Here is an 18,512-nt window from a genome sequence, read left to right on the forward strand (position 1 = left end):
ATGGAGCTAGAAGAAATGAAATCACTCTGGAATGATATGAGTGCCCGTGTAGAAAAATTAGAAATTGTAAACCAACAAAATATTATGAAAATGACAGAACAAAAATACCGAAACACATTTAGTAAGATGATGAAAATTGAACTTGTTGGATTTGCAATTTGCCTTATTTTTGGGGTGGGAGTGCTTTTTAATTTGGATAAAATGAACACTTGGTACCTGTTAATTTGTGGTATTGTAGCGCTCGTTTGTTATCTAATAATTCCTAGCATAGCCATACTCAATATAAAAAGAATGAACAGCTTAAAAATTGCCGTTAGCAACCAGAAAACACTACTCACCGAATTTGCAAAAAGAAAAAAGCGATTGCTATTCCTGCAACGTTATTCTGGAGTATACGCGTTAATTACATTGTTTGTAACCTTGCCTGTAACTTCCATGATTTCCGATAATGAAGATTTTTTCTTAAAAGAACACAGCCCGTGGTTGTGGGTATTTGTTGGATTATTAACGATAGGTGTATTGCTGTTCTCTCGCTACGGCTATTCTTGGTATAAAAAAACAACAGCATCTGCAGAGGCTACGTTAATGGAGTTGGGAGATTGATATAAGTGCTAGGTACCTTTTCTAAATGTTATGACACAGTTTTGGAAAAGGCTGATTCTTATTAAGTATTAAAATAAGACCTCGATTCTGCAAATTAGATGACTCTAGAAACCAATTTGAGGATTGGTGTTTTTTTGTGTAAGCAGCAGATTCAACTTTATTAAAAAGAAATTAGCGTATAAATTAAAGGTCGGTTTTCTGTAAATTCATTCTTCAAATAGCATCAAATATAGTTTTGTTTACCTTCCATTTTTTTATTAGCAAGTCCCAATAATTGTCCCGTGTATTTTTATTTATATAACCATTTGATTTTAAGTATTTTACATATAATTCCTTCGTTTTACTTTTATCTTATTGAAATTTTGAATTTCAATTTAATTAACTAAAAGAAATATTTTGGATTCTAAAAAGGACAATGAAGTTCAACTCATATCAAAGAAACAATTTGAAACACAGTTTAAAAGCAGGTTTGGAACTGTTGCGGGTTACATACCTAAGGACCTAGAGCAAATAGGCACTTGGTTAAATGATCAAGTTAAAGTTGCCACTTCTAAAAAAGCTAACGAAGGTGATGATCTTAGTTTATTGCCATCGGTCAATGCACTCGCAACAATTCTTAAAAATGACAAAAATTTAAATGACGAAGTGTCTGCTATGATACAAGAAGGTTTAAGCATTTATACAAAATACGAACCCACTGCAAAATATTACGTAGCTACTTTACAAACCCTTTTGATTACATTAAATTTTATGATCCTACAGGCGCCTAAGTTTATGCCAAAGACGCCTCATTCTTCTTTCCCAATGTCTGGTTTGTTTGTTTACATGATGGCTACTCCTAGTGGTTGATGTGTTTTTAGAAATACCAGTTTTAATAACGCTTTGCGCGGAACTTTAAAAACTTGGTGTGATTATTTGGATAGTAAATCCTCTTTGGACGTGGTCATGAACAATCCAAATTTTGGTTGGTTGAGTCCCGCTTCAGTAACCGCTAATAACCTTAATACATTTGTCACTGCAGCCGACAAAGAAAAAGATTCAATGCACTAGGGATTCTCTATAAAATTGCCTAAACCCCTTAACACATTATGATTTCGTTCCTGCCTGCGGGAGTCAGGTTTCTCCTTTCGTTAAAGCGATGGCTTATTATTATTCACCATAAAAATGGAATTCGCAAAAAACAACTTCCCATTTTCCCAAAAGGATCTAAAGAGTACATCGTCTACTAAATATACAATGCTACCACGACCCATTCTGACCTCTCCAAAAATCATTGTATTTTCAAGTTTTGCTTTTGCGGCTGCTCCAGAAAATCCTGATACGCTTACGGCATCTCCTTTTATATAACCAATGTTAAACCCCTTTTTTATAAACTCATATGCAGTTGCTCCTTGTTTAAGACTATAATACGTGTCACCATAGCCAAAAGCCATTGGATGCGAATTGTCTAGGGTTACTTTGTAAATGCTTCCGGTAATAAAGTTTTTTACATTGCTGCGTTCTCGCTGGTTATAAGGAATTAATCGTTCTGCAATTTCTTCTTCAGTTAAGTCTGCTTCTGCATCTTCTTTTTTATCGTCGCTGGTTTTATTCTTGATGCCAAAACCTTCTTTTCCTTCAAAATTTCCTCCTGAGCGTCCTATAGCAATTACTTTACCACCGCCACGAATCCATTCTTTTAGACTGCCCAGCGCTTTTTCATTAAGCATGCTGCTGTATCTGCCTTCTGGCATAATGAGTACATTGTAAGCCGCCAATTTTTTTGGATTAAAACGATCTGTATCTATATGCGTTACAGGGTATTTTAATTGCTTCTCAAAAAAGTGCCATGCTGCTCCGTAATTTAAAGATGAAACCCCTTCGCCACGAAGCATGGCTATTTTAGGAGGGTTGATCATCTTAATGTTTGGGGACCCAAAATCTGTTCCAGTATCTCCAAAACTAGTGTTGGATGCAAATAAAGTGCGTTTGTGTTTTGCTGTAATTTCAGCCAATTTTTCATGGAAATTTGAATTCTTTCGGTTGTCACTTTTTGTAATTACTAAACTACCGCGATCAAAATATTTTCCGTTAAATTTTAAAGGTTGTTCTGTGAACCTCACCTTGATGTTATGCTGTAATAATTCAGCCAGATAGGCCGCGTCTTTCATACTGTTCCACCCTGCAATATAGCCAGCCGCTTTATGAGGTATTGCAACGTTCACTACGACGGGACTGGTTCCATTTGCTGCAATCAAAACTTCAGAAGCAACACCATCTAATCCATAGGCATAAGGGACACTCCAAGCAGTAATATCGTAGGTTAAAGGTTCAGACAATGCTGCGTCTGGCTCAAACAAAACTTTCACCATTTTTCCTTTAGGTTGGTTGGTAGAAACCACCAAGGCTCCAGTGCCATTTATAGTTCCACGACCGCTACTGTTAAAGTGATATCCAGTAATAGATCCTCCATTGGAATAGCCGTATTTTATTTCGTGCTTATCCAAGAGTTCGGTGAGGGCTGCGATTTTATCAGGGTGTCCTTGCAATGCATAGCTCTTATATTTAAGACCCTCATTTTTAAAAAATTTTTTGAATTCAGTATTTAATTCAGCAGCGTTTTTTGAACCCATTTCTACCGTAGAGAGCCCTGTGGTGGTATGATGTGCTACACGGTCTACTAAGGTAAGTTCATATCCTTCATCTGTGTTAATGCCTAAACCAGCACGGCCGTGTCCTGCCTGTTCATAAGTCATCCCAATGGCACCCATAAAAGTAGGGTAGGTGTCGCCATAACTTGGGTACAATAAATCAAAACGTTCTCGCGTAAAAAACAACCAACCTTCTTCGTCAAAATATTTTGCGTGATTCTTACCTATTTCCGTTTGGAAATTACGTTGAAAAGGGGTGATTATTTCGTGAAATGGTTCTGCCGCAGGCGCAAAATAATACGGTTCATTAATTCCTTGTTCGTGAAAATCTACGTGAATGTGTGGCATCCAAGTATTGTAAACTTTTAAACGTTGTTGCGTTTCTACTTGTGTTGCCCACGCCCAATCGCGGTTAAGGTCAAAGAGGTAATGGTTAGGTCTACCGCCAGGCCAAGGCTCATTGTGCTCTGCCGCTTCCTGTAATGCATTATAAGGGGTAGATTTTACTTGGTTGTACCAGTTGGCATACCGGTCTCGTCCATCTGGATTTACACAAGGATCTATAATAACGACTGTGTTTTCTAGCCAGGCTTGTTTTTGAGTAATAAGCTGATATAAGGTTTTCATAGCCGCCTCGGAACTCGAAGCTTCATTGCCGTGCACATTATAACTTAGCCAAACAATCGCTTTTTGAGGGTTCGCTGTGCCTGAGAGTACGCCCGCATTTTTTAAATTATCTTGGCGAATGCTTTCTAAGCTCTTCATGTTACCTGCGGAAGAGACTACAGCATAGGTTAAAGGTCTGCGTTCATTTGTTTTTCCATATTCGGCAAAATTTACCATTGGGCTATTTTCTGCAACGTGTTCAAAATAAGCCACCACAGCGGCATGTCTTGAAAATTGAGTGCCGAGTTCGTAGCCTAGGAATTCGGCTGGGGATTCTAATTGTGCTTGAACCGAAATAGAAATAAATAAAAAAACAATTGAGATTTTTTGAAGCATAGCTGGTTTTTGTTATTGTTATGGAAGGTTTTAGTGGACCAAACAAAGCGTTTTTTTGGATTCTAAAGATACAGGATTTTACATATCCCAAATGCGAACAAGAATTTTTAATATTCAATAACCGACTTAAATTTTTGCCAAATTCATAATTCATAATTCCGAATTCTTAATTATCCGCTATTTTTGAAGACACAGCCTTTAAAAAACCCATGCAGAAAACGAAACTAAGCTATGCCGAAACGCGCTATGAATCCCAAACGATATTGGATTATTTAGCCGAAAAAGAATCGTTAAAATCGTTCTACGGAAGGTTTCCGGAACTAGAAAATTTTAAAATACAAATGGCCGAAAAAGCGGCTGGTTTTAAACAGCAATCGCGTGAAGTCTTAGTACAACAACTCAAACAACAATACGCTGGTTTTAAAGCTTCAGCAGCAACCCAGGCAAATATTAATTCTCTTTTAGAACCAAACACTTTTACAGTAGCCACAGGGCATCAGCTCAATCTTTTTACAGGGCCATTATATTTTTTATACAAGATTTTTTCAGTTATTAATCTTGCTGAACAATTAAATATAAGCTATCCAAAGACACACACGGTTCCCTTATACTGGATGGCGACAGAAGACCACGATTTTGAGGAGATTAACCATTTCAACTTTAGAGGAAAAAAGGTTCCTTGGAATAGAAAAGATGGCGGTGCTGTAGGGGAGTTAACTACTGAGGGTTTAGAGGAGCTGTCTAAATTACTTCAAAAAACTTTTGGTGTCACTCCATTTGGAAAAAGACTCCTACAGCTATTTAAAGATTCATATTGCAATCATAAGACCTTAGATGCTGCCACACGATTTTTGGGAAATGAACTTTTTAAGGAATATGGATTGGTCATTATAGACGGGAATGATGCAAACTTAAAAAAAGCATTTATTCCCTATGCAGAAAAGGAATTACTTCAACAAACAGCCTACAAAAAAGTAACCGAAACGACTGAACGCCTTTTGCATAAGGGATACAAGGAGCAGGTGCATCCTCGTGAAATCAATTTGTTTTATTTAAAGGAAGGAATCCGCGAACGTATTGTTGAAGTGGATCAAAAGTTCTACGTCAATGAAACGGATATCGTTTTTACAAAAGAGGCGATTTTACAAGAACTGCAACAACATCCTGAGCGTTTTTCTCCCAATGCCTTGTTGCGTCCATTATTTCAAGAAGTAATTTTACCCAACCTTTGTTACACGGGTGGAGGTGGAGAACTTGCTTATTGGTTTCAGTTAAAAAATTATTTTGAAGAAGTTAAGGTGCCGTTTCCTATTTTGTTAAGACGTAATTCTGTGCTGTTAATTTCTGAAAAAGAATCAGAGAAATTAAAGAAATTAGAGGTCGCTATTTCTCATTTATTTCAGAAGCAAGAGGCGTTAGAGGCTACTTTTACTAAAAAAGTTTCAGAAATTAAAATTGATTTCACACCGCAAAAAGAATTGTTGAAAAATCAATTTGAAGATTTATATGTATTGGCTAAAAAAACCGATGCTTCCTTCAAAGGCGCAGTGGGAGCTCAAGAAAAAAAGCAAATTAACGGCTTAGAATATTTAGAAAAGAGATTGTTGAAGGCTCAAAAAAGGAAGCTTTCTGAGCAGTTAGAAAGACTTACTGAGATTCAAGATTCGCTTTTTCCGAATCAAAATTTACAAGAACGCGTTACTAATTTTTCAGAATTCTATTTGGACTACGGCGATGATCTGTTTACAGTTTTAAAAGAAAATTTAGACCCGTTGTGTCACGATTTTACAATTTTGGAATTTTAATTAGAAGGACTATTCTTCATACAACTTCAATCTATTTTTATGCTCATTAAGGGCTGCTGAAAGTGTGTCTATCTTTTCTAGTAAATTGAGAATTACATCAATGCCTTCTGGGTTTACATTTAGATCTTTATGGAGCCGTACAATTTTTTCAACTGTTTGAATACTGTCTATGTGAATGCAAGGACGTTTTTTAATAGTTGTGATTTTAATAAGCCCTGTGTCTTTTAAATTAGTAAACAATTCTTCTTTGACGCTATATTGCGTGCAGAGATGAGCTACGGCGATATATTCTTGATGTTCCATATTATCTTAGTTTTGATAATTTTTCGAATAGTTTTTTTTCTTCTTCTGAAATTTTTGTTGGTATTTTTATGGTGTAGGTAATATAAAGATCTCCAAAAACGGCTTCATTTTTATACACTGGAAACCCTTTTCCTTTCAATTTTACTTTCGTGTTGTTTTGAGTACCGGGCTTCACGTTCAATTTTACTTGACCATTAAAAGTATTTACCGTTATTTCTCCGCCTAAAACTGCGGTATAAAAATCCACTTCAACAGTGCTGTAAAGGGTGCTTTTTACACGTTTAAATGCCGTGTTGTTGAGTACATTAAAGGTGATCAATAAATCTCCTTTTGGTCTTCCTTGAATGCCTTCTCCTCCGTACCCTTTAATTTTAATGTTTTGGCCGTCCTCCACACCAGCAGGAATGGCAATCCGAATTTTTTTATTGTTTACAGTAAGAGTTTGTTTTTGCGCTGCATAAACATCGGTAAGATTGAGTTGCAATGTTGCATTATAATCTTGTCCTTTAAATTGAGGTCGTCTTTGGCCTTGTCTGCTTGATTTCCCAGCACCACCAAACATAGTTTCAAAGTAGTCTGAAAAATCTTCACCTCCTTGGTTAAATCCACCCTGCCTGTAGCTTTGCTGCTGTTGGGATTGTTGTTGTCGTTGCTTGTTAATTTCGTCTGCGTGTTTCCAGTCTTTACCGTGTTGATCGTATTTTTTTCGATTTTCTGGATTGCTCAACACTTCATTGGCTTCATTTACTTCTTTGAATTTTTTTTCAGCCTCGTCATCGTTTGGATTTACATCTGGATGATATTTGCGCGCCATTTTTCTGTAGGCTTTCTTTATATCCTTTTCGGTCGCATTTTTATCGATCCCCAAAATTTTATAATAATCTATAAACACCATATTTAACTATTTTTTTAAATCTAAAAGTCTTTTTTATCCTATCGATCATTTTTTTTAAAAGATAAAAATGAATTGAAACCAACTATGGCTTATATCTCAAAGGTATTAATTTGATTTTTCTTAATTTTTAAAACACATGTTAATATATAGTAATTATTTTTTCAGTTGAGTCTTTACCAAAATTCATTTTTAAAGTATTTTTACGGATGCAAAATAACGTCCTAATACTTGATTTTGGATCACAATATACGCAGCTTATAGCTCGCAGAGTTCGAGAGTTGAATATCTACTGTGAAATCCATCCTTATAATAAAGTTCCAAACGATTTAAGTAGCTTTAAAGCGGTCATCCTTTCGGGGAGTCCTTCTAGCGTAAGAACTAAAGATGCGCCGCACCCAGACTTGTCAAGTATCAAAGGCAAGGTGCCCTTATTGGGCGTTTGTTATGGGGCACAATATTTAGCACACTTTTTTGAAGGTGAAGTGGCGCCATCAAACATTAGAGAATATGGTAGGGCTAAATTAAGTATGATTAAAGAGGGCGAAGCGCTATTTCAAAATATTTCAGAAAACACACAAGTGTGGATGAGCCACAGTGATACCATAAAAGAACTGCCCAAAGGGGGAGTGCGATTAGCGAGTACAGCAGATGTTGTAAACGCGGCGTATCGTATTGATGGGGAACACACCTACGCCATACAATTTCATCCAGAAGTATACCACACTAAAGACGGTAAACAACTATTAGAAAATTTCTTAGTGCATATGGCTGGAGTAGAGCAATCGTGGACACCAGCCGCATTTGTGGATACCACTGTAGCAGATTTACAAAAGAAGATTGGAGATGAAAAAGTGGTGCTAGGATTGAGTGGGGGCGTGGATTCAACGGTAGCGGCAATATTGCTGCACAAAGCTATTGGAAAGAACTTGTACTGCATTTTTGTAAACAATGGATTGCTTCGAAAAAATGAATTTAGTGAGGTATTGCTTCAATACGAAGGAATGGGGCTAAATGTAAAAGGAGTAGACGCATCGACACGTTTTTTAGATGCGCTAAAAGACAAACCAGATCCCGAAGAAAAGCGCAAAGCAATCGGTAATGCGTTTATTGAAGTATTTGATGATGAGGCACACGCAATAAAGGATGTTACATTTTTAGCACAAGGAACTATTTATCCTGACGTTATAGAAAGCGTGAGTGTAAATGGTCCTTCGGTTACTATAAAGTCGCATCATAATGTAGGTGGACTTCCAGATTTTATGAAGCTTAAAATAGTAGAACCGTTGCGAATGCTTTTTAAAGATGAGGTGAGACGCGTTGGTGCAGAAATGGGAATTGACAAATTATTATTAGGACGCCATCCATTTCCAGGGCCTGGTCTAGCCATTAGAATTTTAGGAGATGTCACTGCTGAAAAAGTACGTATCTTACAAGAAGTAGATGCTATTTTTATAAACGGTTTGAGAGCTTGGGATTTATATGACAAAGTATGGCAAGCAGGAGCAATGCTATTGCCTGTAAATAGCGTTGGTGTTATGGGAGATGAGCGTACCTATGAAAAAGTGGTCGCCCTGCGCGCAGTAGAAAGCACAGATGGGATGACTGCAGATTGGGTAAATTTACCCTATGAATTTTTACAAGAAACAAGCAATCATATAATAAATAGAGTTAAAGGCGTTAATAGAGTGGTGTACGATATTAGTAGCAAGCCACCTGCGACTATTGAGTGGGAATAAATTACCTCAGGCCAAACCTTGGAGGAAGTAAAAAACAAAGTTTCAAATTTCAAATCACAAAATGAAATTTGGATTTTACCTTATTTATTGGATTTGAGTAGGGTCTTACACGCTCACTTTGTGATCAGAGGACTTTTTTTCACAATAGGGAAGTAAGATCACTTTGCTTAAAGAAGAAGGAATAAAGACAAACAAGGTATGTCTTTATTTAAGCATAGTATTCTTTGCTTTTTATATTTGAATTTTTTAAATAGGTAGCATTTAAAAAAAAAGATACTTCAGAAGCTTTACTTCTGAAACATAACATAAACAAATAAACGATGAAGTATTTACTGTATCTCGTTTTTGCCATTGCTTTTAATGTTAGCAGTTCAGCGCAAGAAGCCTATAAAACTCACCGAGTTTTAGAAGACGAAACGTTGGGGTCTATTGCAAAAATGTATGGAATTTCTTCTGATGAAATTACGAAGTTAAATCCAGGTGCCGGATTAACACCTTCGGAAAATACGATGCTGGTGCTCCCTTCAAAGGTAAAAGATATTCAACAGCCTCTTAAATTCAAAAAGCACAGAGTACGCAGGAAGGAGACATTGTTTGGTATTTCTAAAAAGTACAATGTTTCGGTAGCAGATATAAAACGGTATAACAAAGAACTCTATGCGAGGTCATTAAAAAAGGGCGAAAGGCTGAAAATTCCACAATATCCCGAGAAGAGCGAAATTCCTGTGGTAGTAACTCCAGGGCCACCATTGACGACTGTTTCCCCAAAACCGATAACTACAGGCCTTTCAAAACTAACAGTTCATACGGTCAAGCCAAAGGAAACAAAATATGGGATTGCACGCATGTACGGCATTACTTTACAAGATTTTGAAAAAATAAATCCGCTTATAGGGAATGGACTTTCTATTGGTCAAATGATAAATGTGCCTGCTGAAACGATTATGGAAACTGCAATTCCAGAAGAGGGTTATATATTATATGTAGTACAACCAAAGGAAGGTTTCTATAGGTTAAAGGTGAAAACAGGTTTAACCCAAGAAGAAATTGTGGCATTAAATCCATACGCTAAAGTGGGACTTAAAGAGGGCATGATTCTAAAAATCCCTAAATCTGCTGCCGAAAGTGTTACCGAGGAAACAGCTTTGGTAAATCTAGAGAATAGCGTAACAAATACAAGCACAAAAAGTATTGCGGTGTTGCTTCCTTTTAGATTGAATAAAACTATTGATTCTACAAATACAAAAAGTGATGTTATTAGAAATGATAAATTGATGTCCCTGTCATTGGATTTTTATAGTGGTGTTATTATGGCCACAGAGTTTGCAAAAGACAAAGGGATTTCTTCAAGCCTTAAAGTATACGACACGGAGTACAGTACTTCAAAAGTGGGGAGTATAATAGCTTCAAACGATTTTAAAAATTTCGATGCGGTTATTGGTCCATTGGGTCAAAAACAAGTGGAGAGAGCTGCGTCTTTATTAAAGAATAATCGGGTTCCAGTTTTTTCGCCATTGAGCAATAAAGAAATTAAGATTTCAAAAAATTTATTTCAAACATTGCCAGAAGATGATATGCTTGAAGATGGGATGATTCAATTTATCAAAGCACGCTCAGAAGGCAAGAACATATTGATTATTTCAGATAGTAAACACGCATCCCAAAAGGCGAAATTATTGTCTAAGTTACCAGGTTCAAAAACGGCAGCTCCAAGGGAAAAGGGTTTTTTATATGTAAAAGATATTGACGACCAAATTAATAAAACAACCGAAAATTGGGTGATACTTGAATCTGACGATCCTGTGATTGTTAGTAATGTGGTTGGTATTTTAAATGGGATGCCACCAGAATATAAATTGCGCCTTTTCAGTCTTAAGAAAGGCATCGCCTATGATTATCACGATGTTTCAAACCTACATTTGGCAAAATTGAATTTTACATTTCCTTCCGTAAATAAAAATTACAATTATAAAGACCCTGTACCGTTTTTGATTAGTTATAAAAATAAATACGGGGTGCTGCCTAATAAATACGCCGTGCGAGGCTTTGATTTAATGTACGATGTGCTGTTGCGTTTAGCGTCGGCTGATGATATTTATGAGGCTACTGAGGCAGATTTTGAAACAGCATACATCGAGAACAAATTTAGATACTCTAAAAAATTCTTATCTGGCTATCAAAACAATGCTTTTTATATCATCAAGTATAAAGAAGATTTACAGCTTGAGGTGATTGAGTAGTTTGAAATTTCAAATTCCAATCCAAAAAAGCAAGAAACCAGAAATTAGAAACGAATTTTATATATGTCAACTTCAAAAGTAACCTATCAAGGAAATCTCCGTTGCAATAACGAACACCTAAAATCTGGTAATGGCTATGTCACAGATGCACCTATAGATAATAATGGTAAAGGAGAGGCATTTTCACCCACAGATACTGTAGCCACAGGATTGGCTAATTGCATGCTCACCGTAATGGGAATAAAGGCAAATGCAATGGATGTTAATATGGATGGGGCAACGGCAATGGTAACTAAAATAATGGATACAAATCCCCGAAGGATTTCAAAGATTGAAGTTGTGCTAGAAATGCCTGCTGGTATTGACTCAAAATCTCAGAAAATATTGGAGAATACTGGGAATACTTGTCCGGTTCATTATAGTTTACATCCAGACATTGAAAAGGACATTACTTTTAATTGGGGATAAGAATTGCAAAAAATAATATCGATTAAAGAAAAACAATTTAATAAATTCTAAAGGAATTGCGTTACAGGTCTTATGAAGTTCATATTTGTTATTTTAATAGTAGTTTTAAGCGCATCATTCAGTCATTCTGCCGAAGAAGAAAAAGTTCTTTGGCGTGAAGGTAAAAAATTGTCTTGGAATATGTTTAAAGGCAACCCAGAGACCTTGGGTAATTATGTGGCAAGCACTAATAGCGGGGTCTCACTTTCATTTTCAATGAAATCAATAAATGGAGAAGTAACTATCGACTATACCGTGCAAAGTTTTTTTTATCCAAATGCCTCTTGGTATGTTAAGGAAAAAGTGAATCCGTTAATACTATCTCACGAACAAACTCATTTTGATATTTCAGAATTATTTGCACGAAAACTTAAAGAGAAATTTGCTACCATTCCTAGAGATGAAGATTTTAAAGAAAAAGCTCAAAAAATATACAAGCAAAATGAAAGTGAACGTTTAGCGATGCAAGATCTTTTTGATGAAGAGACAAGCCATTCTCGTATTGAAGAAAACGAAATTAAATGGGAGGCTTATATTAAACAACAACTGGGATTGTGCAATGATTGGAAATAAAAAAGAGTCTCTTCAGCCTGCTCCTGAGCATCTTGTGCGATTGGCAAATTATAAAATGCCTTTTGGGAAGTATAAAGGACGGTATCTCGTTAATATCCCAGAACCATATTATGTTTGGTTTAAACAAAAAGGTTTTCCAAAAGGTACTCTAGGAAACCTACTTCAAGAAATGTACGAGATTAAAGTAAATGGATTAGAGCAGCTGTTGCGGCCTTTAATTAAAAAATAACATCTTTTTTTCTCATTTTTAAAGCAACGTTTTTAAAATTACTGCATCTTTACAGAGTGAACAAGTCCGCAAAATGATATTAATAGCAAAATCGGTTTCTAAATGGTATCCAGAGATTTTCTTAATTCTGTTGGTTATTATGTATTGGGTGTCTTTAGGGACACTTATAAGCCCTGTTGCTATTGTGTTGATTACATTGCTTCTAGCTCAATTAACCTATAAAAATAAATTTTTAGGACTTATTATTTCAACACTTTTTTTAATGGGTAGTCTCTACCTTTGTTTTGTTTTATTTTGGGATATTTTTAATGCTGAAAGTTTTTATCCTTCAGGTTTTAAATTGATGATATTAGGCGTTTTGTTTTTAGGTTTTACCTCTTATTTTTCAGTAATACTTTTATTTAAGAACTTAAATAAAGCAAATGATCGCTTCCCTATAGGTCAAGATTAGTATTGCTTCAATTAAGACTTAAAGTTGAGCTCTCTGCTTTTCAGCTTTATTTATTTGCAAGTTTATTTCGATTTTGGTTTCAAATTCATTTATAATTTCAATCAAAAAAACCACCGAAATTTACTATTAAAATACCTACCTTTGCCTTCCGTACACAATATTTAAGGCATTCATGAGTATTACAAAATATATCTTTGTTACGGGCGGAGTTTCATCATCATTAGGTAAAGGAATTATCGCAGCATCTCTGGCTAAATTACTGCAAGCTAGAGGCTACCGTGTTACTATTCAAAAATTAGATCCATACATCAATGTTGATCCTGGAACTTTGAATCCATATGAACATGGCGAATGTTATGTAACCGATGACGGGGCGGAAACAGATTTAGACTTAGGGCACTACGAGCGCTTTTTAAATGTTCCTACTTCACAATCTAATAATGTTACCACCGGTCGTATCTATCAAAGTGTGATAGAAAAAGAACGTCGTGGGGAGTTTTTAGGTAAAACGGTACAGGTAATACCGCACATCACCAACGAAATTAAAGAACGTATTCAAATCTTAGGTAAGAGTGGTGATTATGATATCGTAATCACAGAAATTGGTGGGACCGTGGGAGATATTGAGTCCTTACCCTATATTGAGTCTGTTCGCCAGTTAAAATGGGAATTGGGAGATGATAATGCATTGGTAATTCACTTAACATTAGTGCCTTATCTTTCTGCAGCTGGCGAATTAAAAACAAAACCAACACAACATTCTGTAAAGACCTTAATGGAAAGTGGTATCAGGGCAGATATTCTTGTATGTCGAACTGAACACGAATTGAGTGATGATTTAAAAAAGAAATTGGCGCTCTTTTGCAATGTACGGCAGGAAGCCGTGATCCAATCCATAGATGCATCTACCATTTATGATGTGCCCAATATGATGCTCGATGAGGGATTAGATAAAGTAACCTTGGCTAAGTTGAACTTAGAAGATACAACTGTTCCCGATTTAACGCATTGGAATAGTTTTTTAACAAGACATAAAAATCCCAAAGGAAAAGTAAAAATTGGACTTATTGGGAAATACGTTGAGTTACAAGACAGCTATAAATCTATTTTAGAATCCTTTATTCACGCAGGCGCTGAAAATGAGGTGAAAGTAAAAGTAAAGCCTATTCATTCTGAATATTTAAATGCTGCTAATATAGCAGATAAAATGAAAGGTTTGGATGCGATACTGGTAGCTCCAGGTTTTGGAGAACGCGGAATAGAAGGGAAGATCGAAGCTGTTAAATATGCACGTGAACATAAACTTCCATTTTTAGGAATATGTCTCGGGATGCAGATGGCAGTTATTGAATATGCCAGAAACATACTTAACCTTAAAGATGCTAATAGTGTAGAAATGGATCCAGAGACGAGCGATCCAGTGATTAATTTGATGGAAGATCAAAAAGCCATTACTAATATGGGAGGAACCATGCGTTTAGGTGCTTGGGATTGTCAATTAACTGAAGGAAGTATCATTGCAGGTGTTTATGGAACAAAAGAAATTAAAGAAAGACACCGTCATCGTTTTGAATACAACAATGCATATCGCGATCAATTAGAAAGCGCTGGAATGAAGACTACTGGTATAAATCTAGAAACAGACCTTGTCGAAATTATAGAGTTGGAAAATCATCCTTGGTTTGTAGGAGTTCAATACCATCCAGAATATAAAAGTACGGTTGCAAATCCACATCCATTGTTTGTGAATTTTGTAGCTGCCGCATATAGTTTTTCAAAATCAAAATCAAAATAAAATGAAGTTTTTTTTTAGAATAAGTATATTAATGCTTTTTATTATTTCGTGTAGTTCTGATGATTCAACTATCGATGATGTGGTAATAATCGAGGAAGAGCCTGTTGAAAATATTTTGTTCTTAAGAACAGCAAGATTAAATGGCGAAATTATACAGTCTTATGGCTATGATAGTCAAACTAGAGTTATTCGGATAAATGGAAGTTTAGCACTTAATTCAGTGCGTGTTGAAATTGAATATGACGCAAATAAAGCAACCTACAATTATTACAGTGCTATTGGCGCAGTTATAAAAAAAGAAATTTACTATAACGAACAAAATAACACCTTCAGAGTCGAGGATGCTATACCAGGTGCTGATGGTTTTTATTCTTATGGTATTTTTAATAAAAATCTTAACTCGTGTGATTTGCAATCATTCTCATTTTTTTATGCAAACGATGAACCATTCTATGAAGTCTCATTTTCTTATTTAGACGACAGTTGTAGTAACGAAGCAAATTACACATACCCTTTTGCTCCATTTCTAGATTTTCCTGTTCGAATTATTACCGTGAATGATGATAAAAACAGATCAAATAAGGCGGCTATAGGTAATATTTATAAAAACGTTAACCTCCACAATGTTTTGTCTTCAATGACCTATAACATAAATAATGAGTTGAGACGTGAAGTTTCTTATACTAGTACATTTGAATATAATGAACAAGAGTACCCAATAAATGAAACTAGAACTTTCTTAGACGGCAATGTATCTATATATACCTACGAATATTATTAGATACGACAATATGTCGCAATTTGTTTTTAGGTTAGATTGTTGAAAAGATAAAAAAATGCGCTTCTATGAATGGGCGCAGATCAAATATATTAAATAAAATAAACGCTCCAAGCATATGGAGCGAAGTCGAAATATGGAAGAAAAGAAATTTGACCTCAATTCACTAATAGGATTTTTACTTATTGGAGCCATTTTTATTTGGATGCTTTGGCTTCAAACGCCGAGTGAAGAAGAAATAGCGGCAGAGGAAGCTAAAATCGAAGCAGAAAAAGTAATAATAGAGGAGACCGCTGGGCAAAAGCAAAGTGACATCACATTGACAAAGGCTGCCAAGCAAATAAGCGCAATTTCGGGCACAGACTCCTTGGGCTTATCAAAACTACAAAATAGGTTAGGCTCTTTTGCATATTCTGGAACCTTGCCATCTGCAAGAGAAGGTACTACTGTTGTTGAAAATGATGTATTGTCATTAACGATAAGTAACAGAGGAGGTTTTATTACTGAAGCACGATTAAAAAAGCACGTTACCCACGATTCTATTCCAATCTATTTAATTAAGGATGGAAATTCAACGTTAAACTTTCAGTTTTCTGCAGAAAATAGATTGCTAAATACAGAAGAGTTATTCTTCGAACCTCAAATTTCTCAAAATGGAGATAACCAAGTCTTGACGATGCGTTTAAAGACTTCGGCTAATGCTTATTTAGAATATCGTTACGAGTTGTTGCCTGGAGAGTATATGACAAATTTTAGTATTAAATCTCAGGGGCTTGATGGCGTAATCAATACCAGTCAACCCATGTATTTAGATTGGAAATTAAAAGGATACCGTCATGCAAAGAGTATTAGTTATGAAAATAGGTATTCTCGTCTAACGTATGAATATGAAGGGGATAAGCATTCAAAATTAGGGCCAACTGGCGAAGATGACGAGCTGGAGGTTGACGTAAATTGGTTAAATTTTAGGCAACACTTTTTTAGTTCTATGCTACTTACAGACAATTCTTTTAAAGAAGTAGCTTTTAGTTCAATAGATTTAGTGGAAGACGAAGAAGTTGACACGGTATACACAAAGCAATACGGTGCTAAAATATTATTAGAACCAAGAGGAGGAGCATTGGCAGAAAAAATGAACCTCTATTTTGGGCCAACAGATTATAAAATATTCAAAAAATACGATCGCAATCTAGATGAGGCAATGCCTTTAGGTTGGGGGATTTTTGGGATGATAAATAAGTTTTTAATTATACCATTATTTGGGTTTTTGAGTGGATGGATGCCTGCGGGAATTGCTATTATTTTATTGACAATTATACTTAAGCTAGCCTTGTCTCCTGTGCAATACAAGCAATATGTGGCACAGGCAAAAATGAAAGTATTGAAGCCAGAAATTGACGCAATTAAAAAGAAGAACGAAGGGAATTCAATGAAGATTCAACAAGAAACTATGAAACTTCAAAATATTGCAGGGGCCAGTCCGCTCAAGGGTTGTTTGCCTGCGGTATTGCAGATTCCGGTGTTTTACGCCTTATTTACATTCTTCCCAACAGCCTTTGATTTGCGTCAAAAAAGCTTCTTGTGGGCAGATGATTTATCTAGTTTTGATACCATAGCAGAGTTGCCGTTTTATATTCCTTTATACGGAGACCACGTTAGTTTATTCCCGATTTTAGCATCTATCGCGATCTTTATTTATATGATGATGACGATGGGGCAGAGTATGCAAACACAACAACAGCCGGGAATGCCAAACATGAAATTTTTGATGTATTTGTCACCGTTGTTTATGTTAGTATTCTTCAATAACTACGCGAGTGGTTTATCGTTGTACTATTTTATTTCCAATTTATTGACGATCGGTATTATGCTCTTTATCAAAAACTTCATTATCGACGAAGATAAAATTCATGCAAAAATCGAAGTAAAAAAATCTAAGCCGAAAAAGCAAAGCAAGTTCTCCAAAAAGATGTCAGATATGATGGAGCAAGCAGAAGTACAAAAGAAAAACCAGAAGAAGAAATAGTCCCACTATCTTCTTCCTAAGTGTAGGCAGACAGAAATAGGGGGTTTAAATATTAGCGTCAAATTTAAAGAGCCTTCCCTAGAGGGGAGGTTCCAGGGTGTTGGGTTTAAGTTTCTTTTTCAATTGCAAAGCTGCATTTTTTTTGAAAATGAGTTTTTAATTCAATAGAATTATTAAAAGAACGTTATGTAGTAAACGTATTAAACTTATGAAATTTCTCCTCACTATTATTTCAGTTTTCTTGATTTCTTCTGGAGCGCTTTTAGCCCAAGAAATAAACCTTATGGATGCTAATGGGAAGCGCCATGGTGTATGGAAAAAGAGCTACCCTAATACAAAACAACTCCGCTACCAAGGTCAATTTGACCACGGAAGAGAGATAGGTGTATTTAATTTTTACTGCGAAGAATGTGGAAATCAGCCCTATGCAATCAAAGAATTTAAAGGCAACGGAGAGGTCTTGGTAACGTATTTCACAAAAAAAGGCAAGCTGGTAAGTGAAGGTAAAATGATAGGAAAGACAAGGGAAGGAGAATGGCTCACTTATCATAAAAACTCTAAGGAGGTAATGATCAGAGAAAACTACCGCAATGATAAATTAGATGGCGTTGTAACTACCTACTATGGAAATAAAGTGGTAACGGAAACGACCCCCTATAAAAATGGAATAAAAGAAGGTCTAAGTAAAAACTATTCGTATGAAGGGAAGCTTTTAAATGAGTTGACCTATCAAAACGATAAGTTGTACGGCCCTGCAGTTTATTATAATCCCACTGGTGAAAAAACAATCGAAGGTCAATATAAAAAAGGCCGTAAAGATGGCATTTGGAAATACTATAAAAATGGAAAAGTAGCGGTTGAAGAAAAATTTCCGAAGCTTTTAAAAAAGAAAGATTAATGAAAATTAGCATAGCCATATTTTGTAATTTCACTTAGTTG

General features: G+C 35.7%; 15 protein-coding genes and 1 pseudogene. 13 read left to right on the forward strand and 3 right to left on the reverse strand.

The features are described from left to right. Positions 1–603 carry a hypothetical protein gene (locus ABXT67_RS10700; RefSeq protein WP_415373986.1) on the forward strand — a complete coding sequence of 201 codons (603 nt, stop codon included), beginning with the start codon at positions 1–3 and terminating at the stop codon, positions 601–603. A 585-nt stretch (positions 604–1,188) separates the two neighbouring features. After that, positions 1,189–1,653: pseudogene (locus tag ABXT67_RS10705) on the forward strand (phophatidylserine decarboxylase associated domain-containing protein). Between the two features lie 80 nt (positions 1,654–1,733). Here the strand turns inward: ABXT67_RS10705 and ABXT67_RS10710 are convergent. Then, on the reverse strand, positions 1,734–4,235 hold the full coding sequence (locus ABXT67_RS10710) for a M14 metallopeptidase family protein (RefSeq protein ID WP_415373987.1): 2,502 nt from the start codon (positions 4,233–4,235) through the stop codon (positions 1,734–1,736). A 209-nt stretch (positions 4,236–4,444) separates the two neighbouring features. Here ABXT67_RS10710 and bshC point away from each other — a divergent pair, with 209 nt between their 5' ends. Further along, positions 4,445–6,040: a bacillithiol biosynthesis cysteine-adding enzyme BshC gene (gene bshC, locus ABXT67_RS10715; protein WP_415373988.1), complete on the forward strand. Its 1,596-nt coding sequence runs from the start codon at positions 4,445–4,447 to the stop codon at positions 6,038–6,040. A gap of 9 nt (positions 6,041–6,049) precedes the next feature. On the opposite strand, the gene ABXT67_RS10720 is transcribed toward bshC, so the two are convergent. Continuing rightward, positions 6,050–6,343 carry a chaperone modulator CbpM gene (locus ABXT67_RS10720; protein WP_415373989.1) on the reverse strand — a complete coding sequence of 98 codons (294 nt, stop codon included), beginning with the start codon at positions 6,341–6,343 and terminating at the stop codon, positions 6,050–6,052. A 1-nt stretch (position 6,344) separates the two neighbouring features. Further along, on the reverse strand, positions 6,345–7,238 hold the full coding sequence (locus ABXT67_RS10725; RefSeq protein ID WP_415373990.1) for a DnaJ C-terminal domain-containing protein: 894 nt from the start codon (positions 7,236–7,238) through the stop codon (positions 6,345–6,347). Between the two features lie 206 nt (positions 7,239–7,444). Between ABXT67_RS10725 and guaA the strand changes: the two genes are divergently transcribed. From guaA to ABXT67_RS10775, 10 genes are all read left to right on the forward strand, one after another. Further along, positions 7,445–8,974 carry a glutamine-hydrolyzing GMP synthase gene (guaA, locus tag ABXT67_RS10730; protein WP_415373991.1) on the forward strand — a complete coding sequence of 510 codons (1,530 nt, stop codon included), beginning with the start codon at positions 7,445–7,447 and terminating at the stop codon, positions 8,972–8,974. 320 nt (positions 8,975–9,294) lie between these two features. Continuing rightward, the gene (locus ABXT67_RS10735) at positions 9,295–11,214 is read left to right on the forward strand and encodes a LysM peptidoglycan-binding domain-containing protein (RefSeq protein WP_415373992.1); all 1,920 of its coding nucleotides are present in this window, start codon (positions 9,295–9,297) and stop codon (positions 11,212–11,214) included. Between the two features lie 63 nt (positions 11,215–11,277). Then, the gene (locus ABXT67_RS10740; protein WP_415373993.1) at positions 11,278–11,682 is read left to right on the forward strand and encodes an OsmC family protein; all 405 of its coding nucleotides are present in this window, start codon (positions 11,278–11,280) and stop codon (positions 11,680–11,682) included. Between the two features lie 72 nt (positions 11,683–11,754). Beyond that, positions 11,755–12,294, forward strand: a complete 540-nt coding sequence (locus ABXT67_RS10745; RefSeq protein ID WP_415373994.1) for a DUF922 domain-containing protein — start codon at positions 11,755–11,757, stop codon at positions 12,292–12,294. Further along, positions 12,281–12,523, forward strand: coding sequence for a DUF3820 family protein (locus tag ABXT67_RS10750; protein ID WP_415373995.1), 243 nt, complete (start codon positions 12,281–12,283; stop codon positions 12,521–12,523). Before ABXT67_RS10745 ends, ABXT67_RS10750 begins: the two co-directional genes overlap by 14 nt. Before the next feature lie 73 nt (positions 12,524–12,596). Beyond that, entirely contained in the window at positions 12,597–12,974 is a 378-nt protein-coding gene (locus ABXT67_RS10755) for a hypothetical protein (RefSeq protein ID WP_415373996.1), read from the forward strand. Between the two features lie 172 nt (positions 12,975–13,146). After that, complete coding sequence (locus tag ABXT67_RS10760; protein WP_415373997.1) at positions 13,147–14,769, forward strand: CTP synthase; 1,623 nt, start codon at positions 13,147–13,149, stop codon at positions 14,767–14,769. A gap of 1 nt (position 14,770) precedes the next feature. After that, positions 14,771–15,550, forward strand: a complete 780-nt coding sequence (locus tag ABXT67_RS10765; RefSeq protein WP_415373998.1) for a hypothetical protein — start codon at positions 14,771–14,773, stop codon at positions 15,548–15,550. A gap of 133 nt (positions 15,551–15,683) precedes the next feature. Then, a complete protein-coding gene (gene yidC / locus ABXT67_RS10770) occupies positions 15,684–17,573 on the forward strand; it encodes a membrane protein insertase YidC (protein ID WP_415373999.1) in 1,890 nt (629 codons plus the stop codon). 208 nt (positions 17,574–17,781) lie between these two features. Then, positions 17,782–18,471, forward strand: a complete 690-nt coding sequence (locus ABXT67_RS10775) for a toxin-antitoxin system YwqK family antitoxin (RefSeq protein WP_415374000.1) — start codon at positions 17,782–17,784, stop codon at positions 18,469–18,471. The last annotated feature ends 41 nt before the right edge of the window (positions 18,472–18,512 follow it).

This window comes from Patiriisocius sp. Uisw_017, from assembly GCF_047731265.1.
Taxonomy (GTDB): Bacteria; Bacteroidota; Bacteroidia; order Flavobacteriales; family Flavobacteriaceae; genus Patiriisocius.

Coding starts and splice junctions, on each gene's coding strand:
- guaA (WP_415373991.1), top strand. CDS start 7,445: ATGCAAAATAACGTCCTAATACTTGATTTTGGATCACAATATACGCAG.
- ABXT67_RS10775 (WP_415374000.1), top strand. CDS start 17,782: ATGAAATTTCTCCTCACTATTATTTCAGTTTTCTTGATTTCTTCTGGA.
- ABXT67_RS10760 (WP_415373997.1), top strand. CDS start 13,147: ATGAGTATTACAAAATATATCTTTGTTACGGGCGGAGTTTCATCATCA.
- ABXT67_RS10720 (WP_415373989.1), bottom strand. CDS start 6,343: ATGGAACATCAAGAATATATCGCCGTAGCTCATCTCTGCACGCAATAT.
- ABXT67_RS10710 (WP_415373987.1), bottom strand. CDS start 4,235: ATGCTTCAAAAAATCTCAATTGTTTTTTTATTTATTTCTATTTCGGTT.
- ABXT67_RS10765 (WP_415373998.1), top strand. CDS start 14,771: ATGAAGTTTTTTTTTAGAATAAGTATATTAATGCTTTTTATTATTTCG.
- yidC (WP_415373999.1), top strand. CDS start 15,684: ATGGAAGAAAAGAAATTTGACCTCAATTCACTAATAGGATTTTTACTT.
- ABXT67_RS10745 (WP_415373994.1), top strand. CDS start 11,755: ATGAAGTTCATATTTGTTATTTTAATAGTAGTTTTAAGCGCATCATTC.
- ABXT67_RS10725 (WP_415373990.1), bottom strand. CDS start 7,238: ATGGTGTTTATAGATTATTATAAAATTTTGGGGATCGATAAAAATGCG.
- bshC (WP_415373988.1), top strand. CDS start 4,445: ATGCAGAAAACGAAACTAAGCTATGCCGAAACGCGCTATGAATCCCAA.
- ABXT67_RS10735 (WP_415373992.1), top strand. CDS start 9,295: ATGAAGTATTTACTGTATCTCGTTTTTGCCATTGCTTTTAATGTTAGC.
- ABXT67_RS10750 (WP_415373995.1), top strand. CDS start 12,281: ATGATTGGAAATAAAAAAGAGTCTCTTCAGCCTGCTCCTGAGCATCTT.
- ABXT67_RS10755 (WP_415373996.1), top strand. CDS start 12,597: ATGATATTAATAGCAAAATCGGTTTCTAAATGGTATCCAGAGATTTTC.
- ABXT67_RS10740 (WP_415373993.1), top strand. CDS start 11,278: ATGTCAACTTCAAAAGTAACCTATCAAGGAAATCTCCGTTGCAATAAC.
- ABXT67_RS10700 (WP_415373986.1), top strand. CDS start 1: ATGGAGCTAGAAGAAATGAAATCACTCTGGAATGATATGAGTGCCCGT.